The sequence below is a fragment of the Leifsonia sp. L25 genome (assembly GCF_050632895.1).
Genome location: NZ_JBODRZ010000003.1, coordinates 276285 through 302178, shown reverse-complemented (window position 1 = coordinate 302178; position 25894 = coordinate 276285). Strand labels below are relative to the sequence as shown.

General features: G+C 69.8%; 20 protein-coding genes, 1 tRNA gene and 2 pseudogenes. 17 read left to right on the top strand and 6 right to left on the bottom strand.

What is annotated here, in order from left to right; genetic code table 11:
- Positions 1-54 precede the first annotated feature (54 nt).
- The 8 genes and pseudogenes from ACRAWC_RS05395 (at position 55) to ACRAWC_RS05360 (ending at position 8552) form a co-directional block, all read left to right on the top strand.
- On the top strand, positions 55-1143 hold the full coding sequence (locus ACRAWC_RS05395) for a prephenate dehydrogenase (protein ID WP_431346834.1): 1089 nt from the start codon (positions 55-57) through the stop codon (positions 1141-1143).
- Positions 1140-1856, top strand: a complete 717-nt coding sequence (gene cmk / locus ACRAWC_RS05390) for a (d)CMP kinase (protein ID WP_431346833.1) — start codon at positions 1140-1142, stop codon at positions 1854-1856. The genes ACRAWC_RS05395 and cmk overlap by 4 nt, the downstream gene beginning before the upstream one ends.
- Positions 1849-2646, top strand: a pseudogene (locus ACRAWC_RS05385) (GTPase); the annotation flags it as partial. The gene cmk and the pseudogene ACRAWC_RS05385, both read left to right, overlap by 8 nt.
- Positions 2647-2699: 53 nt before the next feature.
- Positions 2700-3353: a GTP-binding protein gene (locus ACRAWC_RS05380; RefSeq protein ID WP_431349367.1), complete on the top strand. Its 654-nt coding sequence runs from the start codon at positions 2700-2702 to the stop codon at positions 3351-3353.
- Between the two features lie 256 nt (positions 3354-3609).
- A pseudogene (locus ACRAWC_RS05375) lies at positions 3610-5954 on the top strand (glycosyltransferase family 2 protein).
- The gene (locus ACRAWC_RS05370) at positions 5954-7579 is read left to right on the top strand and encodes a chitinase (RefSeq protein WP_431346832.1); all 1626 of its coding nucleotides are present in this window, start codon (positions 5954-5956) and stop codon (positions 7577-7579) included. Before ACRAWC_RS05375 ends, ACRAWC_RS05370 begins: the two are co-directional and overlap by 1 nt.
- 238 nt (positions 7580-7817) lie before the next feature.
- Positions 7818-7891: transfer RNA gene (locus tag ACRAWC_RS05365), tRNA-Pro, on the top strand.
- Positions 7892-8207: 316 nt separating this feature from the next.
- Positions 8208-8552, top strand: a complete 345-nt coding sequence (locus ACRAWC_RS05360; RefSeq protein WP_431346831.1) for a hypothetical protein — start codon at positions 8208-8210, stop codon at positions 8550-8552.
- Positions 8553-8642: 90 nt separating this feature from the next.
- Here the strand turns inward: ACRAWC_RS05360 and ACRAWC_RS05355 are convergent, their stop codons facing one another.
- Positions 8643-9422: an ABC transporter permease gene (locus tag ACRAWC_RS05355; protein ID WP_431346830.1), complete on the bottom strand. Its 780-nt coding sequence runs from the start codon at positions 9420-9422 to the stop codon at positions 8643-8645.
- A gap of 103 nt (positions 9423-9525) precedes the next feature.
- Positions 9526-9720, bottom strand: a complete 195-nt coding sequence (locus ACRAWC_RS05350) for a hypothetical protein (protein ID WP_431346829.1) — start codon at positions 9718-9720, stop codon at positions 9526-9528.
- Positions 9721-9852: 132 nt separating this feature from the next.
- Between ACRAWC_RS05350 and ACRAWC_RS05345 the strand changes: the two genes are divergently transcribed.
- Positions 9853-10347 carry a peptidoglycan-binding domain-containing protein gene (locus tag ACRAWC_RS05345; RefSeq protein WP_431346828.1) on the top strand — a complete coding sequence of 165 codons (495 nt, stop codon included), beginning with the start codon at positions 9853-9855 and terminating at the stop codon, positions 10345-10347.
- Between the two features lie 110 nt (positions 10348-10457).
- On the opposite strand, the gene ACRAWC_RS05340 is transcribed toward ACRAWC_RS05345, so the two are convergent.
- Positions 10458-11441, bottom strand: coding sequence for an ROK family protein (locus tag ACRAWC_RS05340; protein ID WP_431346827.1), 984 nt, complete (start codon positions 11439-11441; stop codon positions 10458-10460).
- 342 nt (positions 11442-11783) lie between these two features.
- Here ACRAWC_RS05340 and ACRAWC_RS05335 point away from each other — a divergent pair, with 342 nt between their 5' ends.
- The 6 genes from ACRAWC_RS05335 to ACRAWC_RS05310 all read left to right on the top strand — a co-directional run bounded on the left by ACRAWC_RS05335 (position 11784) and on the right by ACRAWC_RS05310 (position 18007).
- Complete coding sequence (locus tag ACRAWC_RS05335) at positions 11784-12926, top strand: Gfo/Idh/MocA family protein (RefSeq protein ID WP_431346826.1); 1143 nt, start codon at positions 11784-11786, stop codon at positions 12924-12926.
- Positions 12923-13960, top strand: coding sequence for a TIM barrel protein (locus ACRAWC_RS05330; protein WP_431346825.1), 1038 nt, complete (start codon positions 12923-12925; stop codon positions 13958-13960). The genes ACRAWC_RS05335 and ACRAWC_RS05330 overlap by 4 nt, the downstream gene beginning before the upstream one ends.
- Position 13961: 1 nt before the next feature.
- Positions 13962-15092: an ABC transporter substrate-binding protein gene (locus ACRAWC_RS05325; protein ID WP_431346824.1), complete on the top strand. Its 1131-nt coding sequence runs from the start codon at positions 13962-13964 to the stop codon at positions 15090-15092.
- 187 nt (positions 15093-15279) lie between these two features.
- Positions 15280-16125: an ABC transporter permease gene (locus ACRAWC_RS05320; protein WP_431346823.1), complete on the top strand. Its 846-nt coding sequence runs from the start codon at positions 15280-15282 to the stop codon at positions 16123-16125.
- Entirely contained in the window at positions 16122-16934 is an 813-nt protein-coding gene (locus ACRAWC_RS05315; protein WP_431346822.1) for an ABC transporter permease, read from the top strand. Before ACRAWC_RS05320 ends, ACRAWC_RS05315 begins: the two co-directional genes overlap by 4 nt.
- Positions 16934-18007 (top strand): ABC transporter ATP-binding protein, encoded by a 1074-nt coding sequence (locus ACRAWC_RS05310; protein ID WP_431346821.1) that lies wholly within the window; start codon positions 16934-16936, stop codon positions 18005-18007. The genes ACRAWC_RS05315 and ACRAWC_RS05310 overlap by 1 nt, the downstream gene beginning before the upstream one ends.
- A gap of 208 nt (positions 18008-18215) precedes the next feature.
- Here ACRAWC_RS05310 and ACRAWC_RS05305 read toward each other — a convergent pair whose 3' ends face one another.
- The gene (locus tag ACRAWC_RS05305; protein ID WP_431346820.1) at positions 18216-19883 is read right to left on the bottom strand and encodes an amidohydrolase; all 1668 of its coding nucleotides are present in this window, start codon (positions 19881-19883) and stop codon (positions 18216-18218) included.
- 121 nt (positions 19884-20004) lie between these two features.
- Positions 20005-20940, bottom strand: a complete 936-nt coding sequence (locus ACRAWC_RS05300) for a LysR family transcriptional regulator (protein WP_431346819.1) — start codon at positions 20938-20940, stop codon at positions 20005-20007.
- A 179-nt stretch (positions 20941-21119) separates the two neighbouring features.
- On the opposite strand from ACRAWC_RS05300, the gene ACRAWC_RS05295 reads away from it, so the two are divergent.
- Positions 21120-22544, top strand: coding sequence for a purine-cytosine permease family protein (locus tag ACRAWC_RS05295; RefSeq protein ID WP_431346818.1), 1425 nt, complete (start codon positions 21120-21122; stop codon positions 22542-22544).
- Entirely contained in the window at positions 22541-24115 is a 1575-nt protein-coding gene (locus ACRAWC_RS05290; RefSeq protein ID WP_431346817.1) for a GMC family oxidoreductase, read from the top strand. The genes ACRAWC_RS05295 and ACRAWC_RS05290 overlap by 4 nt, the downstream gene beginning before the upstream one ends.
- A 236-nt stretch (positions 24116-24351) precedes the next feature.
- On the opposite strand, the gene ACRAWC_RS05285 is transcribed toward ACRAWC_RS05290, so the two are convergent.
- On the bottom strand, positions 24352-25860 hold the full coding sequence (locus tag ACRAWC_RS05285; protein WP_431346816.1) for an APC family permease: 1509 nt from the start codon (positions 25858-25860) through the stop codon (positions 24352-24354).
- Between the last annotated feature and the right edge of the window lie 34 nt (positions 25861-25894).

Sequence of the window (25894 nt, the reverse complement as noted above, 5' to 3'; positions counted from 1 at the left end):
CCTTCGGGAGGAAGGCAGGCGGGCGGCGGTTTCCGGCCCGACTAAGGTGGATGCGTGACTGAATCCGCCTCTCGGGTCGCCGGACCCGTCCGCGTGGTCGGTGCGGGCCTGCTCGGGGCGTCCGTCGGGCTGGGGCTGCGCGCCCGCGGTGTGGACGTACTGCTCGCCGACGCCTCTCCGGCCCACCTGCGCCTCGCCGCCGACTACGGCGCGGGACGGCCGGACGACGGGGCCGCGGAGCCCGCGCTCATCGTCGTGGCGGTGCCGCCGGACCTGGTGTCGCGCGTCGTCGCAGAGGAGCTGGCGGCGCATCCCGCCGCCGTCGTCACCGACGTCGCCAGCGTCAAGGGTCAGCCGCTCGCCGAGCTGGTGGAGTCCGGCGCCGACTTGTCCCGGTACGTGGGGTCGCATCCCCTCGCCGGGCGGGAGCGCGGCGGTCCCAGCGCCGCCCGGGCCGACCTGTTCATCGGGCGCCCCTGGGTGGTCGCCGCCCGGCCCGAGAACGCGCGCGCGTCGGTCAACCTGGTGGAGGCCCTCATCCTCGACCTCGGCGCGACGCCCGTCGAGATGGCCGCCGCCGACCACGACGCCGCCGTCGCGCTCGTCTCGCACACGCCACAGATCGTCGCGTCGCTGATGGCGAAGCGGCTCGCGGCCTCCACCGACGCCGCGCTCGGGCTCGCCGGACAGGGCCTCCGCGACGTGACCCGCATCGCCGGCAGCGAGCCGGAGCTGTGGGTGCAGATCCTCGGCGCCAACGCGCCCGCGATCGTGGCGATCCTGCGCGCGTACCGTGAGGACCTCGACCGGGTGCTCGCGGCGCTGGACGATGTCGACGCCGCCGGCGCGCGCCGCACCCTCGCCGAGGAGATCGCGGGCGGCAACCTCGGCGTCTCGCGCCTGCCGGGCAAGCACGGCCAGGACAAGCGGTTCTCCAGCCTCGTCGTCATGGTGGACGACCGGCCGGGCGAGCTCGCACGCCTCCTCGCCGAGCTGGGCGAGCTGGACGTGAACCTGGAGGACCTGCGCCTGGAGCACTCGCCGGGCGCCGCTTTCGGCCTGGCGGAGATCGCCGTGCTCCCCGAGGTGTGGCAGCGCACCGTGGATGACTTGACCGACCGCGGCTGGAGGATAGCCGGATGACCGACCCCACCGACCCCACCGACACCACCGACCGACCCGAGGGCGCCCTCCCGATCGTCGTGGCCGTCGACGGCCCTGCCGGGAGCGGCAAGTCGTCCGTCTCCAAGGCGACCGCTCGCAAGCTCGGCTGGTCGTACCTCGACACCGGCGCCGCCTACCGCGCGCTGAGCTGGTTCGTCGTGCAGCGCCGGCTCGACCCCACCGACTCCGCCACCGTGATCGACGTGCTGCCCGACTTCGACTACCGGATCGGCACCGACCCCGACACCTACCACGTGTTCGTCGGCGACCACGACGTCACCGAGGTCATCCGCGAGCCCGAGGTCACCGCCGTGGTCAGCGCGATCGCACGCGTGCCGGAGGTGCGGGAGTTCCTCACCGGACTGTTCCGGTCGATCATCGCCCACGGTGAGAAGCGCGGCATCGTCGTGGAGGGCCGCGACATCACGACCGTGGTCTGCCCGGATGCCCCGGTGCGCATCCTGCTCACCGCCGACGAAGAGGTTAGAATGGCCAGGCGTTCTGCCGAGTTGATCGGCCATTCCGCCGACCACGTCGGTGAGGCCCTCCGCAGACGCGACGCGGCCGACTCCCGGGTCGTGGACTTCATGAACGCCGCAGACGGCGTGACCACCGTCGACTCCACCGACCTCGACTTCGACCAGACCGTCGACGCGGTCATCGCGGTCGTACAGAAAGAGACCCATGTCTGACATCGAGAACGAGCCCACCGGCGCCGACGACCTGGTCGAGCGCCTCGCCGGCCTGGACGAGAACCTGGCGGTGCAACGCGCCGCCGCCCTCCGCAGCGGTCTGGAGGAGTACGAGCTCGACGACACCGACCTCGACCTCCTCGGAGCCGTCACCGAGGACCCGGACGCGATCACCTATCTCCCCGCGTTGCCCGTGCTGGCCATCGTCGGACGCCCGAACGTCGGCAAGTCGGCGCTCGTCAACCGCATCCTCGGCCGCCGCGAGGCCGTCGTGGAGGACACCCCCGGTGTCACGCGCGACCGCGTCTCCTACCACGCGGAGTGGAACGGCCGCCGGTTCACGATCGTCGACACCGGCGGCTGGGAGCCCGACGCCCGCGGCATCGACGCGTCCGTCGCCGCGCAGGCCGAGGTCGCGATCGACCTCGCCGACGCGGTTCTGTTCGTGGTGGACGCGACCGTGGGAGCGACCTCCACGGACGAGCACGTCGTCCGGCTGCTCCGCAAGACCAAGAAACCCGTCTTCCTCGCCGCCAACAAAGTGGACGACGCCCGCCAGGAGCCGTACGCGACCGAGCTGTGGTCGCTCGGCCTCGGCGAGCCGTGGCCGGTCTCGGCACTGCACGGCCGCGGCGTGGCGGACCTGCTGGACGAGATCCTGAAGGCGCTGCCGGAGGTCTCCAAGGTCGCCAAGCGGGAGGTCGGCGGGCCGCGCCGCGTGGCCATCGTCGGCCGCCCGAACGTCGGCAAGTCGTCCCTGCTCAACAAGGCGGCGGGGAGGAGCGCGTCGTCGTCAACGAGCTCGCCGGCACCACCCGCGACCCGGTCGACGAGCAGGTCGAGCTGGGCGGAAAGGTGTGGCGGTTCGTGGACACCGCCGGCATCCGCCGCCGCGTGCACCTGCAGCAGGGCGCCGACTTCTACGCGTCGCTGCGCACCTCTACCGCGCTGGAGAAGGCGGAGGTCGCCGTCGTCGTGCTCGACGTGTCCGAGCCGATCAGCGAGCAGGACGTCCGCATCATCGACCTCGTGCTGGAGTCCGGCCGCGCGCTCGTGCTGGCCTTCAACAAGTGGGACCTGCTGGACGACGACCGCCGCCGTTACCTGGAGCGGGAGATCGAGCAGGACCTCGCGCACGTCTCCTGGGCGCCGCGCGTCAACATCTCGGCGCGCACCGGCCGCCACCTGGAGAAACTGGTGCCGGCCCTGGAGCTGGCGCTGGAGTCGTGGGACACCCGCATCCCGACCGGCAAGTTCAACGCCTTCCTCGCGGAGCTCACCGCCGCGCACCCGCACCCGGTCCGCGGCGGCAAGCAGCCGCGCATCCTCTTCGGCACGCAGGCGACCAGCCGCCCGCCGACATTCGTGGCGTTCACCACCGGCTTCCTCGACCCCGGCTACCGGCGCTACATCATCCGTCGCCTCCGCGAGGTGTACGGCTTCGAGGGCACCCCCATCGTCCTCAACATGCGCGTCCGCGAAAAACGTCAGCGCTGAACTCCCGGGTACGCCCCTAATCGGTCGGAGACCGCCGAGTACGCAGACTGTTCGCGTACTCGGCGGTTTCGCGTCAAGGGGGCGCGCCGGGGAGGGAGGGTGAACGGACGGGGATGCGGCACCCCCAATGAGGGGGCGACTCGGTTGGGGGTATTTGTACCCCGGTCTGTCCTCACTATTGTGGACCTCTGAGAGAGCTACCCGACTGCGCTACCCGAAGGCGCAGGCTCTCGTCATCGAGGACGCATACCCGAAAATGAGTTCTACAAGTTCATACACGCCTGCCCGGAAACGGCAGTGGGGCGCCGAGCGCCGCACAGAACCGCTTCCCACGGTCCACCCGAAGCCCTCGGACCGGAAGATCACCTGGAGCCGGGTCGCCATCGTCGCGACCATCGTCTTCTGGGCGATCTACGTCGTCACCACGATCATCCGCCAGTTCCTCGTGCTCGGCACGCAGGACTTCCGCTTCACGATGGAGGCGATCGGCTACACCGTCGTCGTCACCTTCCTCACCTTCTCGGCGCTGATGTACCTGGTCGCCCGCCAGGGTGCGCTGCAGAGATTCCAGAAGCATGTGCGCGTCCCGCGCGCCGAGCTCGACCGGCACTTCGCCCAGCACCAGCCGTCCATCACGGTGCTCGTGCCCTCCTACGCGGAGGAGCCCGAGGTCGTGCGGATGACGTTGCTCTCGGCCGCGCTGCAGGAGTTCCCCTCCATGCGTGTCGTGCTGCTGGTCGACGACAACCCCGACCCGACCGACCCGGCCGTCGCCGAGCGGTTGAACGCCACCCGCGCCCTCGCCGACAGCATCACCGGCCAGCTCGCCGAGCCGCGGTTCCGTTTCTCGGACGCGCTGCTGCGCTTCGAGCTGGGCGACGAGCGCGCCTTCGCCGACGACGCGGCCGCGCTGGAGTTGGCGGGCCACTACCGCTGGGCCGCCGAGTGGCTGTACGCCCAGGCCGACGCGCACGGGATCGAGGACCACGTTGACGTCTTCTTCGCCGACCAGGTGCTCCGCGCCCTCGGCGACGAGTTGGCCCTGACCGCGGAGGCCGTGACGGCCGCCGTCGGCGAGGGCGCCGCGCTCACCACCGCGCGGGTGGCCCAGCTCTACCGCCGCCTGGCCTGGACCTTCGACGCCGAGCTGATGATCTTCGAGCGCAAGAAGTGGGCCTCCTCTCGCACGAGGCCAACAAGGCGATGAACCTCAACGCCTACATCGGCCTCATGGGCGGCACCTACCGCGTCGAGGACACGCCGGACGGCCCGATCCTCAACCCGGTTCCCGCGGGCTCCCGCCGGCCCGGCGACATCGAGATCCCGGACAGCGACTTCCTGCTGACCCTCGACGCCGACTCGATCCTGCTGCGCGAGTACTGCCTGCGGCTGACCTACTTCCTGCAGCAGCCGGACAACGCGCGCGTCGCCGTCACGCAGACCCCGTACTCGTCGTTCCGCGGCGCCGGCACCCGCATCGAGCGCCTCGCCGGGGCGACGACCGACATCCAGCACATCCTCCACCAGGGCAAGAGCTTCTACGGGGCGACGTTCTGGGTGGGCGCGAACGCGGTGATCCGCAAGCGCGCGCTGGAGGACATCGTCGAGACCGAGTGGGTCGGCGGCTTCGAGGTGCGCCGGTACATCCAGGACCGCACCGTCATCGAGGACACCGAGTCGAGCATCGACCTCGGCACCCACGGCTGGACGCTCGTGAACTACCCGGAGCGGCTCAGCTACTCCGCCACCCCGCCCGACTTCGGCTCGCTGATCGTTCAGCGCCGCCGCTGGGCGAACGGCGGCCTCCTCATCCTGCCGAAGCTGTGGAAGCAGGTCCGCGAACGCAAACGCCGCGGCGAGACCGTCTCGCGCATCGAGCTGCTGCTGCGGGTCAACTACATGGCCTCCATCTGCTGGGCGAGCTTCGGCCTGGTGTTCCTGCTGGCGTACCCGTACGACGGCCGCCTGCTGAGCCCGATGGTGCTGCTGGCCGCGCTGCCGTACTTCATCAGCCAGGCGAGCGACCTCCGCTACGCCGGGTACAAGGGCACCGACATCTTCCGGATCTACGGCTTCAACCTGATCCTGCTGCCGGTGAACCTGGCCGGTGTGCTCAAGTCGATCCAGCAGTCGCTGACCGGCAAGAAGATCCCGTTCGCCCGCACGCCGAAGGTGAAGAACCGTACCGCGTCGCCGCTGCTGTACGTGATCGCTCCGCTCGCGATCATCGGGTTCTCGCTGTTCACGCTGTGGCGGGACTGGAACGCCCACAACTGGGGCAACGCCGCGTTCGCCGCGTTCAACGCGACCCTGGCGATCTGGTCGCTCGTGGCCTACATCGGCATCTGGAACACGGTCGTGGACATCTGGCTCGGCCTGACCAAGCCGCTGTACGTCGAGAAGAAGCGCAAGCGCTCCGCCCCGGCGACCGCGCCGGTCACCGAGTCGATCGACTGGCGGTCGGTGCTGTACCACGGCCACGCCGGCGGGGAGGTGCCGCACTTCGAGCACACGACGGTGCGGGAAGACGGTGCACTGGATGCTCCGCTCGACGCGCCGGTCGACGCTCCCGTCGTCGATGGCGAGAGGCAGGCCGCCTGATGTCCCGCAAGGACAAGAAGGCGGCCGCCTCGGCCACCGCCTCCGCGACCGACCGGCTGCAGGCTCCCGAGTCGGACTCCGGTCGTCGCCTCTCGCCGTGGCGGGTGATCGGCGCCGGTCTCGTCGCGGTCGTCGTCGTCTCGGCCGGCGTGGTCGGCTTCCAGTGGTGGAGCGCCCGCGCCTCGGTGGACGTCAAGCCGTGGTTCGCCTCTTTCGTGGATGTGACCGCGACTCCGAAGTACGCGTTCGAGAACCTGGGGGCGACCTCCACCAAGGACGCCGTGCTCTCGTTCATCGTCTCCGACCAGACCAACCCGTGCACGCCCTCCTGGGGCGGCGCGTACACGATGGCCGAGGCGCGCGGCTCGCTCGACCTGGACCGCCGGATCGCGCGGCTCCAGCAGCAGGGCGGCACTGTCGCGGTGTCGTTCGGCGGCCAGCGGAACCAGGAGCTCGCGGTCGGCTGCACCGACCCGAGCGAGCTGAAGAACGCCTACGCCTCCGTGGTCGACCGCTACAAGATCGGCACCGTCGACCTCGACCTCGAGGGCGACGGTCTCGTGAACACGGACGCCGCCGCGCGCCGGGCCACCGCCATCCACGACCTCCAGCAGGAGCGCCGCGCCGCCGGCAAGGGACTCGCCGTCTGGCTGACCCTCCCCGTGTCGCCGACCGGCCTGACCGTGGACGGCACGAACGCGGTCGCCGCCATGCTGAAGGCGAAGGTCGACCTCGCCGGCGTCAACCTGATGACGATGGACTACGGCACCGCCAAGGCTGCGGGAACGTCGATGGCCGCGACCTCCGAGGCCGCGCTCACCGCCGCGCAGAAACAGCTCGGCGTGCTGTACGACCGCGCCGGGACGCACCAGTCCGACCCGAGCCTGTGGGCGAAGATCGGCGCGACCCCGATGATCGGCCAGAACGACGACGAGGGCCAGGTGTTCGGCCTCGCCGACGCCAAGACACTGAACGCGTGGGCCGTCTCGACGGGCCTCGGCCGCATGTCGATGTGGTCGGCGAACCGCGACAAGACCTGCGGCTCGAATTACGTGGACACCAGCGTCGTCTCGGACGCGTGCAGCGGCGTCAACCAGGGCAAGGCGACCTTCGCCGGCCTCCTGTCGAAGGGCTTCGACGGCCGCATCGCGCTGGGGGAGGGCGCCGTCACCACGGCCGAGCCGACCTCCGCCGCCGCCACCGACGACCCCGCCCACTCGCCGTACCCGATCTGGTCCGGGAGCAGCTCGTACCTGAAGGGCACGAAGGTCACCTGGCACCACAACGTGTACCAGGCCAAGTGGTGGACCAAGGGCGACGTGCCGGACAACCCGGTGCTGAACGCGTGGGAGACCCCGTGGGAGCTGGTCGGCCCCGTGCTGCCCGGCGAGGCCCCGATCCCGCAGCCGACCCTCCCGCCTGGCACGTACGCGAACTGGAGCGGCGAGGCCGCCTACGACAAGGGCGCCCGCATCCTCTTCGACGGCGTCCCGTTCGAGGCCAAGTGGTGGACGAAGGGCGACAGCCCGGAGGCCGCCAGCGCGAACCCCGACTCGTCCCCCTGGGCCCCGCTCACCCAGGACGAGATCGACACGATCCTGGGTGGTGGCACCACCCAGAAGTGACTCGGCGGCGGGGTGCTGCCCGGTTTCGCGCACCCCGCCGCCGACCCACCTGGCCCTACCGCTGCGGGGCGGGAGGTCCGGGCGTCGCGTCGCGCCTCCCTCGTCGGGAGGAAGGCCGCGCGGCGCTGTGTCGGCGGGGCTACTGTGGCTTTCGGGTTGGTCACGACCGGCCTCGCCGACACGCTACGATAGATGAGTTGTCCCGCTTGGCGCTCTCACGGCCTGGGTGGGACAGCAACGGGCTGTGGCGCAGCTTGGTAGCGCACTTGACTGGGGGTCAAGGGGTCGCAGGTTCAAATCCTGTCAGCCCGACGTTCTGAAAAGCCGGAGGGGCACGAAGGTCGCATCGCGACCACGTGCCCCTCCGGCTTTTTCAGAACTCGCTGCTGACTAATGGGGTCCCCGCCCGCGAGGGGCCCCGGGCGCCGACCCGAGCGCAGCGAGGGCCGGCGTCTGGGGGAGCGGGTGGGGCGCAGCCTGGTGACGGGCGTGGAGAAGTGTGGCACGTCGTTTGGCCGCCTCGCCCGGTCGTTGCACAGGACGGACCGATGGGTCTACTTTTCACGCATCGGGATCACAGCACCGTTCTTGTGGGGCGCTTTTGGAGGGCACGGAACTTGCTTTGCGGTTGAGCTACGACCTCGACGGTGTCACCGACCGCGAGGTGTTCCTCGACGCCGTGACTTCATCGTTGGAAGCGATGTTCCCGTCTGAGGCCCTCGGCTGGGTGGGCCTCGATCCATCGTCGGGAGATCTTGAGATCCGCGGGACCGGGCATGCGGGCCGGCCAGACGTAGTCGATGCGGTCAGCCGGAACATGTACCGGCACCTGCAGCTTCTCAGCTACACGTCGACGAGCGCGACGATCGGTCTCGCCGCGGAGCTCGAACCGGACGGCATCGCCGCCGACACGCTGTGGCCCCGGGACGCCGGACGAAGCGCTGTTCCCCGACTTCTTCTTGGACTGACTTGAAATTCGGAGCAGTTCGCATCCTCCGCGCGCAGTTCAAGCAGAACGTTCGGCGCGGACCCTGGCTAATCCGGGTAGGCAACTCTGGCCGGATCAGTGCCGTCGGGCGGCCGTGCGTGCCTCCGCCTGATCCCAGATGAAGATACGCGCCGCAAAGAGGGTGCAGATCACCGTCACCACGCCCATCATCGCCCAGAGCGCGTAAACGCTGACGAACGGAACAGTGCCGGCGATATCTGCGCTCGTCGCTTGAATAAACCACGTCGTAGGCACCGAACGCATGAGCGCGAGGACCACGTCTGGAACGCCTTGCAGAGGGAACATCGTTCCTGATGTGAGAACGATGAGCACCGGAATGAGGCCGCTCAATTGCCCGATCAAGTCAGGGTTTCTGGAACGCGAAGCTAGGAGGAAGCCGAAAGAGAACAGCATCCCCAGTCCAATTGCCAACGTGACAGCCAACCGGCCGGAGTGGGCGAATGATGCATAGCCTTGTGTCCACGCGATGATCACGACGGTGGCCGCCTCGGCGAGACCCAGGAGGATGCGAATCGGTGATTGGGCAAGGATGAACGTGAGGCGCGGGAGCGGCGTCGTGCCGAGGAGACGCAAGGTTCCGCGCCCTCGCATGCTGACGATCGGCACGGATGTCCCGAGGAACACGATTGCCATGAATCCAGCGATGAGAGTCGTGCTCAGGTTGATGCGAAGGATGTCTGTCTCGACTGTCCCGTCTTGCCGGATGACGACGATGTCGGATGGCGCATAGCCTGCGGCCTCGATGGCGCGGGCGATGGGGATCCACGCTGGGGGAGCCGGGTACGCGAGCGTTACGAGCGCGTCGGAGTCTCGCAGGACAACCGTGGCCGTCACCCCATCTCCCAAGGTCGGTTCCGCAACCGGTCGGACTCCGATTCCCTCTACGTCCAGGCTGCGGGTGACCGCAGCCTCCTAAAATGGCGAACCGACCCGACCTCTACTCCCGGAACACCCCCAGCATCCGCTCCCGGTTGTCCCCGAGCGCCCGCTCGCAGCCCGACACGCAGTGCACATCCTGCGGGGCTGTGCGGAAACCGGCCTGGCCCGGGTTTCCGAGCATCTTCACCGTGCCGTCCATGCGCTTTCCGCAGACGGGGCAGTCCGCCGTCCGCAGTTCGATTCTGATCGCCATGCGCCCACGGTAGGCCCCCCATTCGCGGGACACGCGCGGCCACGCGGGCGGCCGCGGAACGTCCAGGAACCATGCCTTGCCGTAGACCGGGCGGTCTGCCACACTGGCGGCGCTCGGACGAGAGGAGTCATCATGCCGAATCCAGGACAGCCTACGGTGCAGGAGGGCGACACCGGCGACGCGGTCAAGCGGGCCCAGCGCGCGGTGCGGCGCACACCGAACCTCGGCATCGTCGTCGACGGGATCTTCGGGCCCGCGACGAGGGCTGCGATCGTCGACTTCCAGAGCGGCGCGGGACTCGTCCCCGACGGGATCGTGGGCCCGCTCACCTGGGCGGCCCTCCCTGACGGCGGACCGATGCCGGTGCTCAGCGAAGGCTCGGCGGGCGCGGTCGTCTCCAGCCTCCAGACCGTTCTCACCAACGGGGCCGACCAGTGGGGAGGTGTCACGCCGGGCGGGATCGACGGGATCTTCGGGCCCCACACCCGCGCGTCGGTGGAGGCCTTCCAATCCTGGGGCGGCGTCGCGGTGGACGGTGTGGTCGGCGACCAGACCTGGAGCGTGTCCCTGCACGCGGCCAGCGCCACGCTGGAGACGGCGGTGGGGTTGGAGTACGTCGTCTCCTGAAGGAAGACGCATTGGAATCTCCTGCCGGACGGCCTTCGGCAGGAGTTCGGGTGCGTGTCGCGCCTGAGTATCCTGCGGGAGCGGCTGCGGGAGCGGGAGCGGGGACGCGGCTAGCTGGCGGCCTCCTGGGCGGGGAGGGGGATGCGGGCGGGGCCGATGGCGGCCACGCCGGCGGGGGTGAACAGCTGCTCGCCGAGCGACTCGATGCACATGCGCAGGCACCCGGTCAGCACTCCGGCGTCGCCGTACTGGGAGCCGCGCAGGCGGGTCTCGATGGGGCGGTCGTTGGTGGCGAGCTTCCGCTCGAGCGCGGGGATCAGGAGGTCCTGCAGCGTGCCGAGCGAGCCGCCCAGGATGATCTCCTCCGGCGCGAGCAGCCACGCGATCAGGGTGACGCCCGTGCTGAGCGCGCTCGCGAGGCGGTCGACCTCCTCGAGTGCGTGCGGCTCACCTGCGCGTGCGGCGGTCACCAGCTCCCAGGTGGCCGCGTGGCCGGGTGCGAGCTCGTCATCGAGGTCGACCAGCAGCGGGCTGACCAGGTCGTGGAGGCCGAGGTCGCGCGCCCAGCTCACCTCACCGGCGGCGCCGTCGCGGCCGCGGTAGAGCTCGTTGCGCAGCACGAGACCGATGCCGATGCGCTCGCTGTCCGAGAAGATGTAGGCGAAGTCCTGCACCTCGCCGTCGCGCGACCACTTCTCACCGAGCGCGGCGACCTTCGCGTCGTTCTCGACACGGACCGGGCAGTCGAACAGCTCGCCGACCGCGTCGCGCAGTGAGAAGCCGGTCCATTCGGGCATGGTCATCGGCAGATCGACCATCCCGTCGTCGCGCACGATGCCCGGGGTGGAGACGGTGACGGCGACGACGGCCGAGCGGTCGACGCCGGCCTCCTCCAGGAGGCGCGTCACGCAGTCGTCCAGGAGGCTGAGGCGCTCGGCCCGGGAGGTCTTGATCGGCAGGGGCATGCGGAGGTCGCCGAGGATCGTCGTCGCCAGGTCGGCGACGGTCGCGTGGATCTGGCCGGCCTCCAACTGGAGGGCGACCACGCACGCAGCGTCGTAGCGGAACGCGAACGAGCGCGCCGGGCGGCCCACCGGCCGGGCGTCGGGGAGGCCGCGGCCAGCTCCACCACCCAGCCGGACTCCATCAGGTCGTCGAGGATCAGCTCGATCGTCCGCCGCGACAGCCCGGACTCCTGCTGCAGCTCGGTCATCTTCGCCGGACCGCTGCGGTACAGGATGCCGAGCGTACTGGCGGCGTTGCGCTGCCGCATCTCCACGTGATCCATGAGTGGTCTACCCCTTCGTGCCAGTGCCTGATCATACGCGAGAAAAAATAGTTTTGCTATTACCGCGCATAATTGCTAACGTTCCCGTTCAACAGCGAAAAGCAAATGTGCTTCTGCCGCTGAGAGCTTCGAAGAAGAAGGGTGAGCGTTGACTGTTCAGAAAGACCGGATCGGCGTCGGCATCGTCGGCTGCGGCAACATCTCGGGCGCGTACTTCCGCGGGCTGGAGCGCTTCGACGGCCTCCGCATCGTCGGCTGCACGGACCTGAGCCAGGAGCTCGCCCAGGCGGCGGGGGAGCGCTACGGCGTCCCTGTGTTCCCGAGCGTGGCGGAGCTGGCCGCAGCGGAGGGCGTCGACATCCTCGTCAACCTCACCCCGCCGCTCGCCCACGAGAGCGTGACCCGTGCCCTGCTCGCGACGGGAAAGCACGTGTTCACGGAGAAGCCGCTCACGGCCTCCTTCGCCACCGCGGCCCCGCTCGTGGCCGAGGCCCGCGAGCGCGGTGTGCTGTTCGGCTCGGCGCCGGACACCTTCCTCGGCGCGGCCGGGCAGACGGCGCGCGCCGCCGTCGACGAGGGCCTGATCGGCGAGGTGATCGGCGCGAGCGCGTTCGTCACCCACAGCAAGGCCGAGCTCTGGCACCCGGACCCGACCTTCCTCTTCATCCCCGGCGGCGGGCCGGCCCTCGACATGGGTCCGTACTACATCGCCGCGCTGGTCAACCTGCTCGGCCCGGTCACGAGCGTCTCCGCCCGAGCGCGGATCGGCAGCACCGTCCGCCCGGTCTCCACCCCCGGTCGCCGAGTGGAGTCGATCGACGTCACCATCCCGACTCACGCCTCGGCGACGCTCGACTTCGCCTCCGGCGCGATCGGCACCGTGCTGGCCAGTTTCGACGTCTGGGACCACCAGCTCCCCTTCATCGAGCTGTACGGCTCGAAGGGCACGCTCAGCGTCCCCGACCCGAACAACTACGACGACGCGGTGCGCGTGCGCCTGCACGGAGAAGAGGAGTGGCGCGAGCTGCCTCCCGTCATCGGAGGCTTCACCGATGGTCTCCTGGAGGAACTGCTTCCGCTGCGCGGCCCCGGCGTCGCCGACCTCGCCGCCGCGCTGACCGGCGAGCCGCACCGCACCAGCGCCGACTTCGCCCTGCACGTGCTGGAGGTGCTCGACGCGATCGCGAACGGCACCGACGGCGTCCACACCCTGACCACCACCTGCGAGCGCCCCGCCCCCTCCACGGAGACCTGGCGCTCGGCATCCCTCGAGGAGACCGCGATCGCATGACCGCCACCACCACCGCACCCACCATCACCGCACCGGCCACGACCCGCGCGTTCGGCGTCGACCTGATCACCTTCTTCGACCCGGGCTTCTGGGGCCTCACCGGCCGCGAGGAACTCGAAGCGCTCGCCGCCGCCGAGCCGCGCCGTGTCTGGGACACCATCCTCGACTCCCTGCTGGAGGCCGGCGTCGCCGAGTTCGAGATGACCTTCGCACCCGCCGACCGCCTCACCGCGATCGCCGCATACGGCTCGGTGGAGGCCTTCGCCGCCGAGCTCGAGCGCCGCGGACTCTCGGTGGTCAGCGCCTACTTCGCCGACATCGAGCACGCGGAGGACGTGACCGACCCGGCCACGCGAGCCGCGATCCTCGCCGCGGCCGAGACCGAGGCCGCGTTCCTCGCCGGCATCGGAGCCTCCTTCCTGGTCGCCGGCCTCCCGATGCGGCGCAACAACGCGCAGGGCGACGGGCTGGCGCCGGTCGACCTCGCGACGGCGCTGCCGATCGCCGACATCGCCAACGAGGTCGGCGCGATCGCGAAGCGGCACGGCGTGACCCTCGCCCTCCACACCGAGAGCCACTCGGTGTTCTGGACGCCGCGCGACGTCGACCTGTTCCTGCTGCTGACCGACCCGTTCCTCGTCGCGTTCTGCCCGGACACCGGCCACATCGTGCTCGGCGGGGAGACCCGGTCCAGCTCGTCTCGCGGCACCGCGAGCGCGTCGTCATCGCGCACTGGAAGGACGCGGCCGGCGCGTTCCGCGAGCACGCGCTCGTGGACGGCGACATCTTCGACCGGCACCGCCCGTACTTCCGGGCCGCCGGCCAGGGCATCGTCGACTGGCCGGCGTTCGCGGCCACGCTCGCCGAGATCGGCTACGAGGGCGGCATCCTTCTCGAGCTCGACGCGGCCTCCGACCCGGTCGGGCAGCTCATCGCGGCACGCACCTACCTGGAGGACGCCACCGCCGGCATCCTCTGATCCACCTCCACCGCCAAGAGTGGAATCATGCACCAACACAACAAGGAGAGAATGACGTGAACATCTCACGCAGCACCAAAGGGCAACGGCGCCGCTCCATCGCACGACGGGCCGCCATCGCCGTCGGAGCGACGGTCGCGGCCGCCGTCGCCCTGACCTCGTGCTCGCTGTCGCCCAGCGCCTCGGGCAGCGGCAGCGACACGCTGACCGTCGCCATCTGGAAGGGCTACGGCGCCGATCTGCCCTGGGTCGCCACCGACTTCAAGAAGCAGACCGGCGCCACCCTCAAGTTCCAGTACATCGACTCGGAGTCGAACGAACTCCAGCTCGTGAACAAGGCGAACGGCGCCATCGACGTCGCCCTCCCGAACATCCAGTACATCGGGCAGGGCATCGACCAGGGCATCTTCCACACGCTCGACACGTCCAAGCTGACCAACTACAACGACTTCTACCCGGACTTCTCCGGCCGCAAGGAGATCCGCAAGGACGGCAAGCTCTACGGCGTCCCGTGGACCTGGGGCAGCACCGGCCTGTTCTTCGACAAGAGCAAGGTGACGCCGACCCCCGACTCGCTCAGCGTGCTGTGGGACCCGAAGTACAAGGGGCAGATCGCGCTCATCGACGACGCGACCGTGCTCGTCCCGATCACCGCCCTCTACCTCGGTGAGGACCCGCAGAGCCCCGACATGGCGAAGGTGACGCCGGCGCTGCAGAAGCTGAAGGACAACGCCAAGCTGCTCTACTCGTCGACCGACGACCTGGCCAAAGGCATCGCCAGCGGATCGATCGTCGCGGGCATCGCGAACTCCGACGGCATCGGCGGGCTGGTCGCCGGCAAGGCGCCGGGGACGACGAACTTCACGTACGAGATCACCAAGGAGGGCGCGGTCGGCTGGATCGACAACTGGGCGATCGCTGCGAAGACGCAGCACCTCGACCTCGCCTACAAGTGGCTCAACTACATGACCGGCAAAGAGTTCCTCAGCAAGTGGGCGAACACTCCCGCCGACTCCTCGCCGGCCCCGGCGAACAAGTCGGTCGTCGCGTCGCTCGAGCCCGCCACCCTGGACCGCCTGCAGGCGAACCCCGACAAGATCTCGAGCCTCGCGCTGCAGCTTCCGCAGCCCGCGGACCGGCTCCAGTCGTGGGTCGACGCCTGGACGCAGGTGAAAGCCGGCTCCTGATGACCACCGCCCCGCTGTCCCTGGCCCGCCGTCCCCGGCGGCGGGCCAGGGGGCCCTGGGCACGGGTTTCCTGCTCACGCCCGGCGGCCTCCTGCTGCTGCTGTTCGCCCTGCTGCCGCTGGTCGCGCTGCTGATCATCGGGTTCACCAACGGGTCCGGCGGTTTCACCGTCGAGAACTTCACGGAGATGTTCTCCAGCGCGGTGTACATGTCGTTGCTGGGTCGCACGCTGCTGATCGCGTTCTCCGTCGCCGTGGTCAGCATCGCGCTGGCCTGGCCGGCGGCGTGGGCGCTGGCCCGCTACACCAGCCCGAAGGCGAAGCCGCTGATCCTCGGGTTCGTGATCATTCCCTACATCACCTCGCAGCTTCTGCTGATCTACGGGTTCGTCAGCCTCATCCAGGCCGGCGGTCCGGTGATGTCATTCCTCTCGGCCATCGGCGTCGCCGACCCGCAGGCGTCGATCATGTACACCCCGGCGGCGAACGTGCTCATGCTGGTGCAGGAGTCCATCCCGACCGCCATCCTGGTGATGTACTCCGCGTCGGAGCAGATCAGCGGGTCGGTGCTGGAGGCCTCCCGCACCCTCGGCGCCTCCAAGGGCTTCGTGTTCACCCGGGTGATCTGGCCGTTGTCGACCGCGATGATCGGCGTGAACTTCGCCCTCACCTTCGTGCAGACGGTCGGCGCGTTCGCCGAACCCACCATCCTCGGCGGCCCGAACGGGCAGATGCTCGGCAACGCCATCTCGGCGCAGCTCTCGGCGGGAGTCCACCAGCAGTTCGCCGTGGCGATGTCGCTGGTGCTGCTGGTGACGTCGCTGGCGATCGTCGGCGGCGTGACCGGGCTGCTCACCTGGTCCCGCAACGCGTTGTCGGGCGTCTCCAAGGCGGGACGGCCCAAGGCCGAGCGGGCGACCGCGCAGGCGCGGCTGGCGGAGGACGCCCTCACGACCGAGGACGCGCTCGCGAACCACGAGGTCGTCTCGCGCGTCGTGCAGCCGTCCGCACCCACCGAAGGAGTGCTCCGATGAAGCTCGCAGTGCTGCCCCGGCTGATGAAGGTCTGGCTCTACGTGGTGCTGGTGATCTTGGCACTGCCGCTGCTGGCGATGACCGCGCTCAGCCTCAACCAGTCCCGGTACGGCACGTTCCCGTTCCACTTCACCTTCGACTGGTACGCGAACCTCTCGCACGACCAGGCCCTCGTGGACGCGCTGCTCACCAGCCTCAACCTGGCGACCCAGGCGACCATCTTCGCCGTGATCGTCGGTACGCTGCTGGCGCTCGGGATGGCGCGCAGCCGCATCTTCGTCACCGCGCCGATCAACAGCCTCCTGCTCGCGCTCCTGACGGTCCCCGCGCTGATCCTCGCCGCCGGGTTCGTCGTGGTGTTCGGCTGGCTGGGCCTCGGGTCGAGCACGCTCGGGCTGATCCTGGCGTCGATCGTGACCTCCCTGCCGTTCGTGGTGCTGATCGTCTCCGGCCGTCTGCGCGACCTGAACCCGCACTACGCGGAGGCCGCCCACTCGCTCGGCGCCGGTCCCCTGCGGACCTTCCTCACCATCACCATCCCGCTGATCGGACCCTCGATCATCGCGGGCGGTCTGCTGGCGTTCGTGATCACGTTCAACAACTTCGCGATCCAGCTCTTCCTGGCCCCGATCGGGGTCTCGACCCTGCCGGTGCAGATCTACTCGATGGTGCGCCTCGGCGTGACCCCGGATGTGGATGCGCTGGCGACGATCATCATCCTCTCCACGGTGCTGCTGGTGGTCATCCTCAACTGGTTGTCCGGCAACGCCGCCAAGCTCTTCACGACCTCAACGAACAAAGGAAACTGATGGCCGAGCTGACTGTCTCTCGCGTCTCCAAGACCTTCAACGGCACGCGCGTGCTCGAACCGCTGGACCTGACCGTCGGCGACGGCCGGTTCTGCTGCATGCTGGGCTCCTCCGGGTCCGGCAAGTCCACCCTGCTGCGCATCGTCGCGGGGCTGGAAGACCCCGACGAGGGCGCCATCCGGGTCGGGAACCGGGATGTCACCCGGCTCTCGGTGGAGAAGCGCAACATCGGGTTCGTCTTCCAGAACTACGCCCTGTTCCCGCACCTCTCCGTGCTGTCGAACGTCATGTACGGGCTCCGCGCCCGCCGCACCCCGCGGTCGGCGGCGAAGAAGAAGGCTGAGGAGATGCTCGGTCTGGTCGGCCTGGGCGACTTCGGCGGCCGTTCGCCCGCCCAGCTCTCCGGCGGTCAGCAGCAGCGGGTCGCGCTGGCGCGTGCGCTGGTGACGTCCCCGGACCTGCTGCTGCTGGACGAGCCGCTGTCGGCGTTGGACAAGAAGATTCGCGGCGAGATGCAGCGCGAGCTCAAGCGCATCCACCGCGAGACCGGGCTGACCACGATCATGGTCACGCACGACCAGGAGGAGGCCATGGACCTGGGCGACCAGGTGATGATGCTGGACCACGGCGTCGTGCAGCAGAACGACACCCCCGAGAGCATGTACCGCACGCCGGGGAACCGGTTCGTGGCGCAGTTCCTCGGTGGGCAGTCCCTCGGCATCGGCGTCGTGCACGGCTCGGGGCCGTCGGCCACGGTGGAGATCGGAGGGCTGTCGCTGACAACGTCGCAGGACGACCTCCGCGAGGGCGACCGGGTCGACGTACTGGTCATGGCCGAGCGCGTGCGCATCCTGCCGGACGACGCGGCCTCCACCGCACGGTCCGCCTCCGGGACGCTGCGCGCGGTCGACTTCTTCGGGCCGTTCGCTCGTGCGGAGATCGTCGCGGGCGACCTCCGCATCCCGGTCACGATGCTGTCCCAGGCCGCGGACGCGCTCACCCCTGGCCAGCAGGTCCGCTTCGCCATCGCCCCCGAAGGCCTCCACGCCTTCCCAGGAGAGCGCGCGGCCTGAGCACCACGCTCCAGCCGGAGGCGGCATTCGTACCGAATGTCGCCTCCGGCAGCGCCTTACGCAACATTCGTCACGAATGTGGCGTCCCGCGTGGCTGCGCATTCGGCACGAATGTCGCCTTTGGCGGCGTGATTCGCGACATTCGTCACGAATGTGGCGTCCCGCGTGGCTGCGCATTCGGCACGAATGTCGCGGCTCGGTGGGGCGCCTACGCGCGGAATACGGTGACGCCGGCAGAGACGGTCTCCAGCACGCGGGCGGTGTCGAGGCCGCGGCCGTCGGAGATGTCGCGGTCGAGGAGGACGAGGTCGGCGGCGTAGCCGGGCGCGAGCCGTCCGGTCGTCCCCTCCATCCGCCCGATCCACGCCGCGGTGCCCGTGTACGCGTCGAGCGCGGTCGCGAGCGGCAGCGCCTCGGAGGCCAGCAGCGGTTCGGTCAGCGCCGGCCCGGTCGCGTGCGGGTCGGTGGAGGGCGCCAGCCGGGTGGTGCCGGTGTGCATCGCCCACAGCGGGTTCGGGTCGGAGACCGGCCAGTCGCTGCCTCCGACGATGCGGGCTCCGTGCCGGCGGAGCGACTCGAACGGGAAGTGCCGGCCCGCGCGGTCGTGGCCCATCATCGGCAGCTTGCGCTCGACGATCTCGGTGTCGGTGCGCGCCCAGAGCAGCTGCGCGTTGGCGGTGACGTCCAGCGCCGCGAAGCGGTCGAAGTCGGCCGGGTCGACCACGTCGAGGTGCGCGAGCTGGTGGCGGCCTCCACCGGGGCCGTTGACGGTTCGGGCGTGCTCGACCGCGTCCAGGCACTCCCGCACGGCGCGGTCGCCGACGGCGTGCAGGTGCACGTCGAAGCCGCGCGCGTCGAGTTCGGCGACGATCGCCTTCAGTCGCTCGGGTGGGATGAAGGAGTCGCCACGCTCGCCCGAGCCGTCGGCGTACTCCTCCAGGAGGGCGCCGGTGTGGTTCTCGATGACGCCGTCCTGCATGATCTTCACGACGCCGGCGGTCACGCCTGCGGCCTCCGCCGCCCGTGAACGCCGGGCGACCAGCTCGTCCACCTGCTCCAAGCCGCGGTCGCGATCCCACCACTGGCAGAGCACCACCCGCGCGGTGAGTGCGCCACGGGAGGCCAGGGCCAGGTAGCTGTCGAAGGAGTCCGGCCCGAGCTCGCTCTTGCCCACGGCCGCGTCGTGCCAGGTCGTGATGCCGACCGAGTGGAGGCGCTGCTGCGCGGCGAGGATCGCCTCCTCCAGGAACCCGGGCGGAGGCGGCGGCGTGATCGCCTCCAGCGCTTGCACCGCGGTGTCGAGCAGCACGCCGGTCAGTCGTCCGGTGTCGTCGCGCACGAACCGGCCGCCGAGCGGGTCGGCGACGTCGTCGCGGACGCCCGCGGCCTCCAGGGCCCGGGAGTTGACCCAGACGCCGTGGCCGTCGTGGCTGGTGAGGATGACCGGGCGGTCCTGGACCACGGCGTCGAGCAGCTCTCGGGTGGGGAGGCCGCCGGGGAAGACGTCGCCGTACCAGCCGACGCCGACGATCGTCTCGAGCTCGGGATGCGCGGCCGCGTACGCGCCGATGACCCGGCTGTACGCGTCGGCGTCGTGCACCGGCATCAGGTCGATGCCGAGCAGGGAGCTTCCCGCCATCGGCGGGTGCACGTGCGTGTCGTGGAAGCCCGGGAGGAGGGAAGCGCCGCCCGCATCCCGCACAACCGTGCCGGGGTCGCGGAGCGCGGCGAGCTCGTCGTCCGCGCCCACCGCCGCGATGCGGCCGTCGCGCACGAGCACTCCGCCGTCCCGCCAGACGCCGTCGCCGAGGTACAGGCGGCCGTTCGTGAAGTGCAGGGTGGTGGGGTGCAAGGTCGTGGTGTGCAGACTCGTCATCGGCGTCCCTTTCGCGTATCCGACCAGTCTCGGCGGACACCGTTGATCACGCAAATAGTTTCGCCTGGATCAGTTCATCATCCATGCAGATGCGTGATGCGCCCGAAACGTCCCCGTCATCTCACGCGCGCAGCGGCTCCGGATTCAGCGCATCGGCCACCACCTGCGCTGCGATGTCGCTCACCGCGCGCGCCCGGGCCGTCGCGCGCACCGAGCGCATCGCCGCGAGCACCACCGGGAGGGCGGGCACGCTGTCCGCGATCGGCAGGGCGACCACCCGCTCGCCGTCGTAGCTGAGGTCGTGCTTCGGCCGCTGGTTGAGGATCGAGAAGCCGTGGCCGTGCGCGACGAACGCCCGCACCGTCTCGTAGTTGAGCGACCGGTGCCGGATCTCCGGCTGCAGCCCCGCGCCGGCGAGGATGCCGAGGAAGTACTCCCGGCTGTGCGGCAGGTCGAGCAGGATCATCGGCTCCCGCGACAACTCGCGCAGAAAGACCTGCGGCGAGGCGGCGAGCGGATGGTCGGCCGGCAGGAGGACGTGCGGGGGAGCGTCGGAGAGTACGGCGGTGCGGATGTCGTTGCCGAAGCCGAAGTCGTAGCCGATCAGCAGCTCCACCCGGCCGCTGCGCAGCGCCGCCCTGGCGCCGTCGGTGTCCAGTTCGTCCACCTCGATGTCGAGGTAGGGATGCTCGGCCCGCACCCGGCTGACGATCGCCGGGAGGATGAACGGCGCGAGTGTGACGAAGCAGCCGATGCGGATGGTGCCGCGCACCTGGTTGTCGATGCCGCGCGCGGTGTCGAGCGCCTCCTCCAGGTTGAGGAGCAGCGCCCGGGCGTCGCCGAGGAACTGCTGCCCGGCCGGCGTCAGTGTCAGCCCGCGCGAGCGCTGCCGGATGAAGAGCTGCGCGCCGACCTGCTGCTCGAGCTGCGCGATGGCCGACGAGACGGCGGACTGGGCGACGAACAACTCCTCCGCTGCGCGTGTCATCGACAGGTGCGTCGCCGCCTCGATGAAGTAGCGGAGCTGCGCGAGCGTGACGTCCGGCTTCTTGGTCATGGGAGGCCTCCCGTCGGTCCGGCCGATGACGGCGATGTTTCGGTTCCGTTTCCTACGGCCCGGCATCTCGCGAAGTGATGCAGTGCTTCAGGCAACCTTACTTGATAGATGCGCCGGAACAGCAGAGGCTTCTATGCCAAGCGACGGACAATCCGAAGCACCAGGGCGAGGAGCACACCATGACCACAGAGGTCCGCAGCGACGCTCTCGGCGTCGAGACCCGCACCATCGACTACATCCCCGAGGATGAACGGCACGGGAAAGCCCGCAACCTGTTCACTATCTGGTTCGGCGGCAACATCATGATGCTGTCGATCGCCACCGGACTGCTCGCGACCGCCGTCTACGGCCTCCCGATCTGGGCGGCGATCGTCGCGCTCGTGGTCGGCAACCTGATCGGCGGCGTCGTGATGGCGCTGCACGCTGCGCAGGGCCCGCAGATGGGCGTGCCGCAGATGCTGCAGACACGGGCGCAGTTCGGGTCGTACGGCAGCCTCCTGGTCGTCGTGATCGTGGTCGGGATGTACGTGGCGTTCTTCGCCTCGAACGTGATCCTGGGAGGCCAGGCGCTCGACTCGCTGACTCACCTCGGCGCGTTCTGGTCCACCGTGATCGTCGGACTGATCAGCGTCTTCGGCGCGGTGTTCGGCTACCGGCTGCTGCACGTCTTCGGCACCGTGATGAGCGTCGTCGCCGGCCTGACCATCACGATCGTCTTCGTCTACATCTTCGCCGCCGGCACCCTCCCCGCGAGCGCCCTCAGCTACGGCTCGGTCACTGCCACCGGCATCATGGGAACGATCTCCGTCGCCGCGCTCTGGCAGATCGCCTACGCGCCGTACGTGTCGGACTACACCCGGTACATGCCGAAGGACACCGGCGTGCGCGCCGCGTTCTGGGCGACGTTCGCCGGCTGCGTCGCCGGCTCCGTCATCCCGATGGTGCTCGGCTCCATCGTCGGCGCGGCCTTCCCGAAGGACGACGTCGCCACCGGGCTGAGCGCCCTCATCCCCGGGATCGCCGGGCTCGCGATGCTCGTGTTCGGCGTCGGCATCAGCGTCAGCAACGGCATGAACCTGTACTGCGGCAGCCTCGCCATCATCACCATCGGGCAGACGCTGTTCCCGAAGTGGATCCCGCGGGCCGTCACGCGCGGAGCCATCGCGGTCATCCTCTTCCTGGTGGCTCTCGTGCTCGGCTTCGCCTTCTCGGCGAACTTCCTGGTCAACCTGTCGAACCTGATGATCCTGCTGCTGTGCGTGCTCATCCCTTGGACGGCCGTCAACCTCGTCGACTACTACGTGGTGAAGCACGGCAAGTACGACATCCCGTCGCTCTTCCGCCAGGACGGCGGCGTCTACGGCCGGGTCAACCGCAACGCGGTGATCTGCTACGTGCTGGGCGTCCTCATCCAGCTCCCCTTCATCAACACCGCGTTCTACACCGGCCCGATCGCCACCGCGCTCGGGGGCGTCGACATCTCGTGGATCGTCGGCCTGGCCGTGATCTGCCCGCTCTACTACGCCCTGATGAAGTGGGCGCCGTCGAAGCAGCCGGTGCTCGCCGCCGCCTCCCTCCCCACCACCGTCGCAGGAGCAGAATGACCCTCGATCCAGCAGCACAGGCCGCCGCCGAGTACGACTACGTCGTGGTCGGCGGCGGCACTGCGGGCGGCATCGTCGCCGCGCGCCTCTCCGAGAACCCGGACGTGACGGTGGCTCTCCTGGAGTGGGGCCCGAGCGACCGCGACGAGGGCCGTGCCCGCGAGCTGAGACGCTGGGAGGAGATGATCGAGAGCGAGTACGACCTCGACTACCGCAGCGTGCCGCAGGAGCGCGGCAACTCGTCCATCCGGCAGACGCGGATGCGCATCCTCGGCGGCTGCTCGACCGCGAACACGATGATCGCGTGGCGCCCGCTCGCCTCCGACCTGGCCGAATGGGTGGAGGCCGGGGCCGCCGGGTGGGACGCGGCGAGCTTCCAGCCCTACTTCGACCGGCTCGACGTCCCGGTGCACCCGGTCGCCCCGGCCGACCGGAACCCGTTCGTCGCCGACGTGGTCGCCTCCGCTGTGAGCGCCCTCGGCCTCCCGCTCCAGGAGCGCTGGAACGACGGCCGGACCGATACGCTCGCGCGCGGCGCAGGCTTCTTCGAGGTCGGCTACGAACCGGCGACGAACGTGCGCGGGTCGAGTTCGATCCACTACCTGCACGACGTGATGGATGCGCGTCCGTCGCTGGATGTGGTCACGGGTGCGCGGGCGGAGCGGGTCGTCGTCGCGGACGGCCGTGCCGTCGCGGTGCTGTTCCGCGACGCGTCCGGCGTGCTGCGCGAGGTGCGCGCGCGGCGGGAGATCGTGCTCGCCTGCGGCGCCATCGACACGCCGCGCCTGCTCCTGCTGTCCGGGATCGGCCCGGCGCAGGTGCTCGAGGCCGCCGGCGTCGACACGCTGCTCGACCTGCCCGGCGTGGGGGAGAACCTGCAGGACCACGCCGAAGGGCTCGTGGTCTGGGAGGCCGTGTCCGCTCCGCCCGCCGTCTCGGCCTCCGGCTGGGACGCCGGCGCAATGGTCGGTGTGGACGGCGACCCGCTCCGGCCGGATGTGCTGATGCACTTCCCGGTGGAGCCCGTGGTCGACCACCCGCGCGCCCGCGGAGTCGTCTTCCCGGAGACCATCGTCGCCATTGCGCCGAACGTCGCCAAGCCGCACAGCCGGGGCCGCGTCACCATCGCCTCCGCCGATCCGGACGAGGCGCCGGTGATCGACTACCGCTACTTCACGGACGCGTCCGGCCACGACGAGCGGATGCTGGTCGCCGGGGTGCGGCTGGCGCGTGAGATCGCCGCAGCCGAGCCGATGCGCAGCCACCTGGTCCGGGAGGTCTTCCCCGGCTCCGACGTCCAGACCGACGAGGAGCTGTCGGCCGCGCAGCGCGCCATCCACCAGACCGTCTACCACGTGTCCGGCACCTGCCGGATGGGCGCGGTCGACGACGACCTGGCCGTGGTCGACCCCGAGCTGCGCGTGCGCGGCATCGACGGGCTGCGGATCGCGGACGCGTCGGTGTTCCCGACGCTCACGTCGGTGAACCCGGTCATCACGGTGATGATGGTGGCGGAGCGCGCGGCGGAGCTGGTCGCGGCAACCCGGGCCCGGTCCACCAACCCGGCCTGACCCGACGCCCTCCGCCCCACCCTCCACCCACAACGGAGGAGATCCCGCCCCGACCCCCGCGGATCTCCTCCCTTCGCTGCTGCCCACCGGCGTGTCGGCCCGGATGTCCTCCGTTGTCCGCGCGCGTCGGCAACGGAGGACATCCGGTCGCGACACACCCCGAGACGCAGTGAACGGAGGAGACCCCGGCCGCCTGGGCCGGGGTCTCCTCCGTTGTTTGCGCGAGCCAGCGCGCCTCAGTCGCGCACCGGCTCCAGCAGCACCTCCGGCCCCGGGTCGACCCGGCGGTCGCGCGCCCGCTGCCAGAAGTAGCCGACGAGCGCCAGCACCGTGATGACGATCAGCGTCCCCACCGTGAACCCCTCGAACGTCGGCCGGTCGACGCCCCAGGTGTCGACGAAGTCGTACTTGACCCCGAGGACCGACTCGAGCGTGCCGGGGAAGACCGCGACCCAGGAGCCGAGGAGCACCCAGGCGTAGATGATGACGACGGCGATCCACAGCCCGGCACGGCCTCCCGGCACCCGGAACGGGCGCTCGACGTCCGGGTACTTCTTCCGCAGGCGCACGATCGACGGGAAGATCACCAGGTACGACAGCAGCAGCGTCGAGATCGCGACCGTCAGCACCACGGTGAACACGGCCGCGGTGCTGCCCTTGAGCAGCAGCGTCGCCGCGACGCAGAACACAGTGGCCACGATTCCGGACAGCAGGTTCATCCGCACCGGGGTGCCGAACCGCTTCGAGAAGACGCCGAAGTAGCGGAAGAACGCGCCGTCGGCGCCCGCGGCGGCCTGCACACGGTCGGACGCGATCATCCACGCGCTCGCCTGGGTCAGCACCACGAACACGAAGAGCAGCGCCGCGATGAACATCACTGGGCCGGTCGCGATGCCGTATACCGAGAAGACCTCCTTGAAGGCGTCCAGGAGGCCGCTGGCGCCCTGCACCTTGCTCGCGGGGAGGACGGCCAGGATGGCGAAGATCGGCACCAGGTAGCAGAGGATCGAGATGATGCCCGAGGAGGTGATCGCCCGCGGGACGTCGCGCTGCGGGTTGCGCATCTCCTCGGCCGCGCCGTTCGGAGCCTCGAAGCCGACGACCGCGAACAGGATGACCGGCGTCACGGCGAGGAACCCGCCGAGGGTCGGCGAGAACGCGCCGGCCGCGTAGCCGTGCACACCGTTCTTGACGGCGTAGACGGCCACGGTGACGACGAAGACCACGAGCAGCGCGATCTTGACGATCGCCCCGGCGGCGACGATGTGTTTGCCGTACTGGAGACCGATGATCGCCGTCCCGATCGCCAGCCAGATGAAGATCAGCTTGAACGCGATGTCCCCCGCGCTGCCCTCCGGGAGCGGAGCGATGTAGGCGCCCCAGGTCGCGGCGGAGATGAACACCAGCGAGCCGCCCATCCAGAGCGGGTTGGTGATCCAGTAGAACAGCGTCGCGATCGCCGCGGTGAGCTTGCCGAACGCCAGCCGCACCCAGACGAACGGGCCGCCCTCGTCGTGGAACGTGCTGCCGAGCTCGGAGATCACGAGCGCGTACGGGAAAAGGAAGGTGATGCCGATCACCGCGGTCCAGGTGAACGCCTCGGCGCCGCCTCCTGCCGCGATCTGGGCGATGGTGTCGATGGAGATGACCGCGCTGATCGACAGGAACACGATGTCGAGCCGGCCGAGCGTCTTCCGGAAATGCTGGGTGCGGATGTTCGAGGTCTGGAGCTTGGTGTCGGTCATCGGGGACTCCTTCGTCCTTGCATTCTCTTCGGGT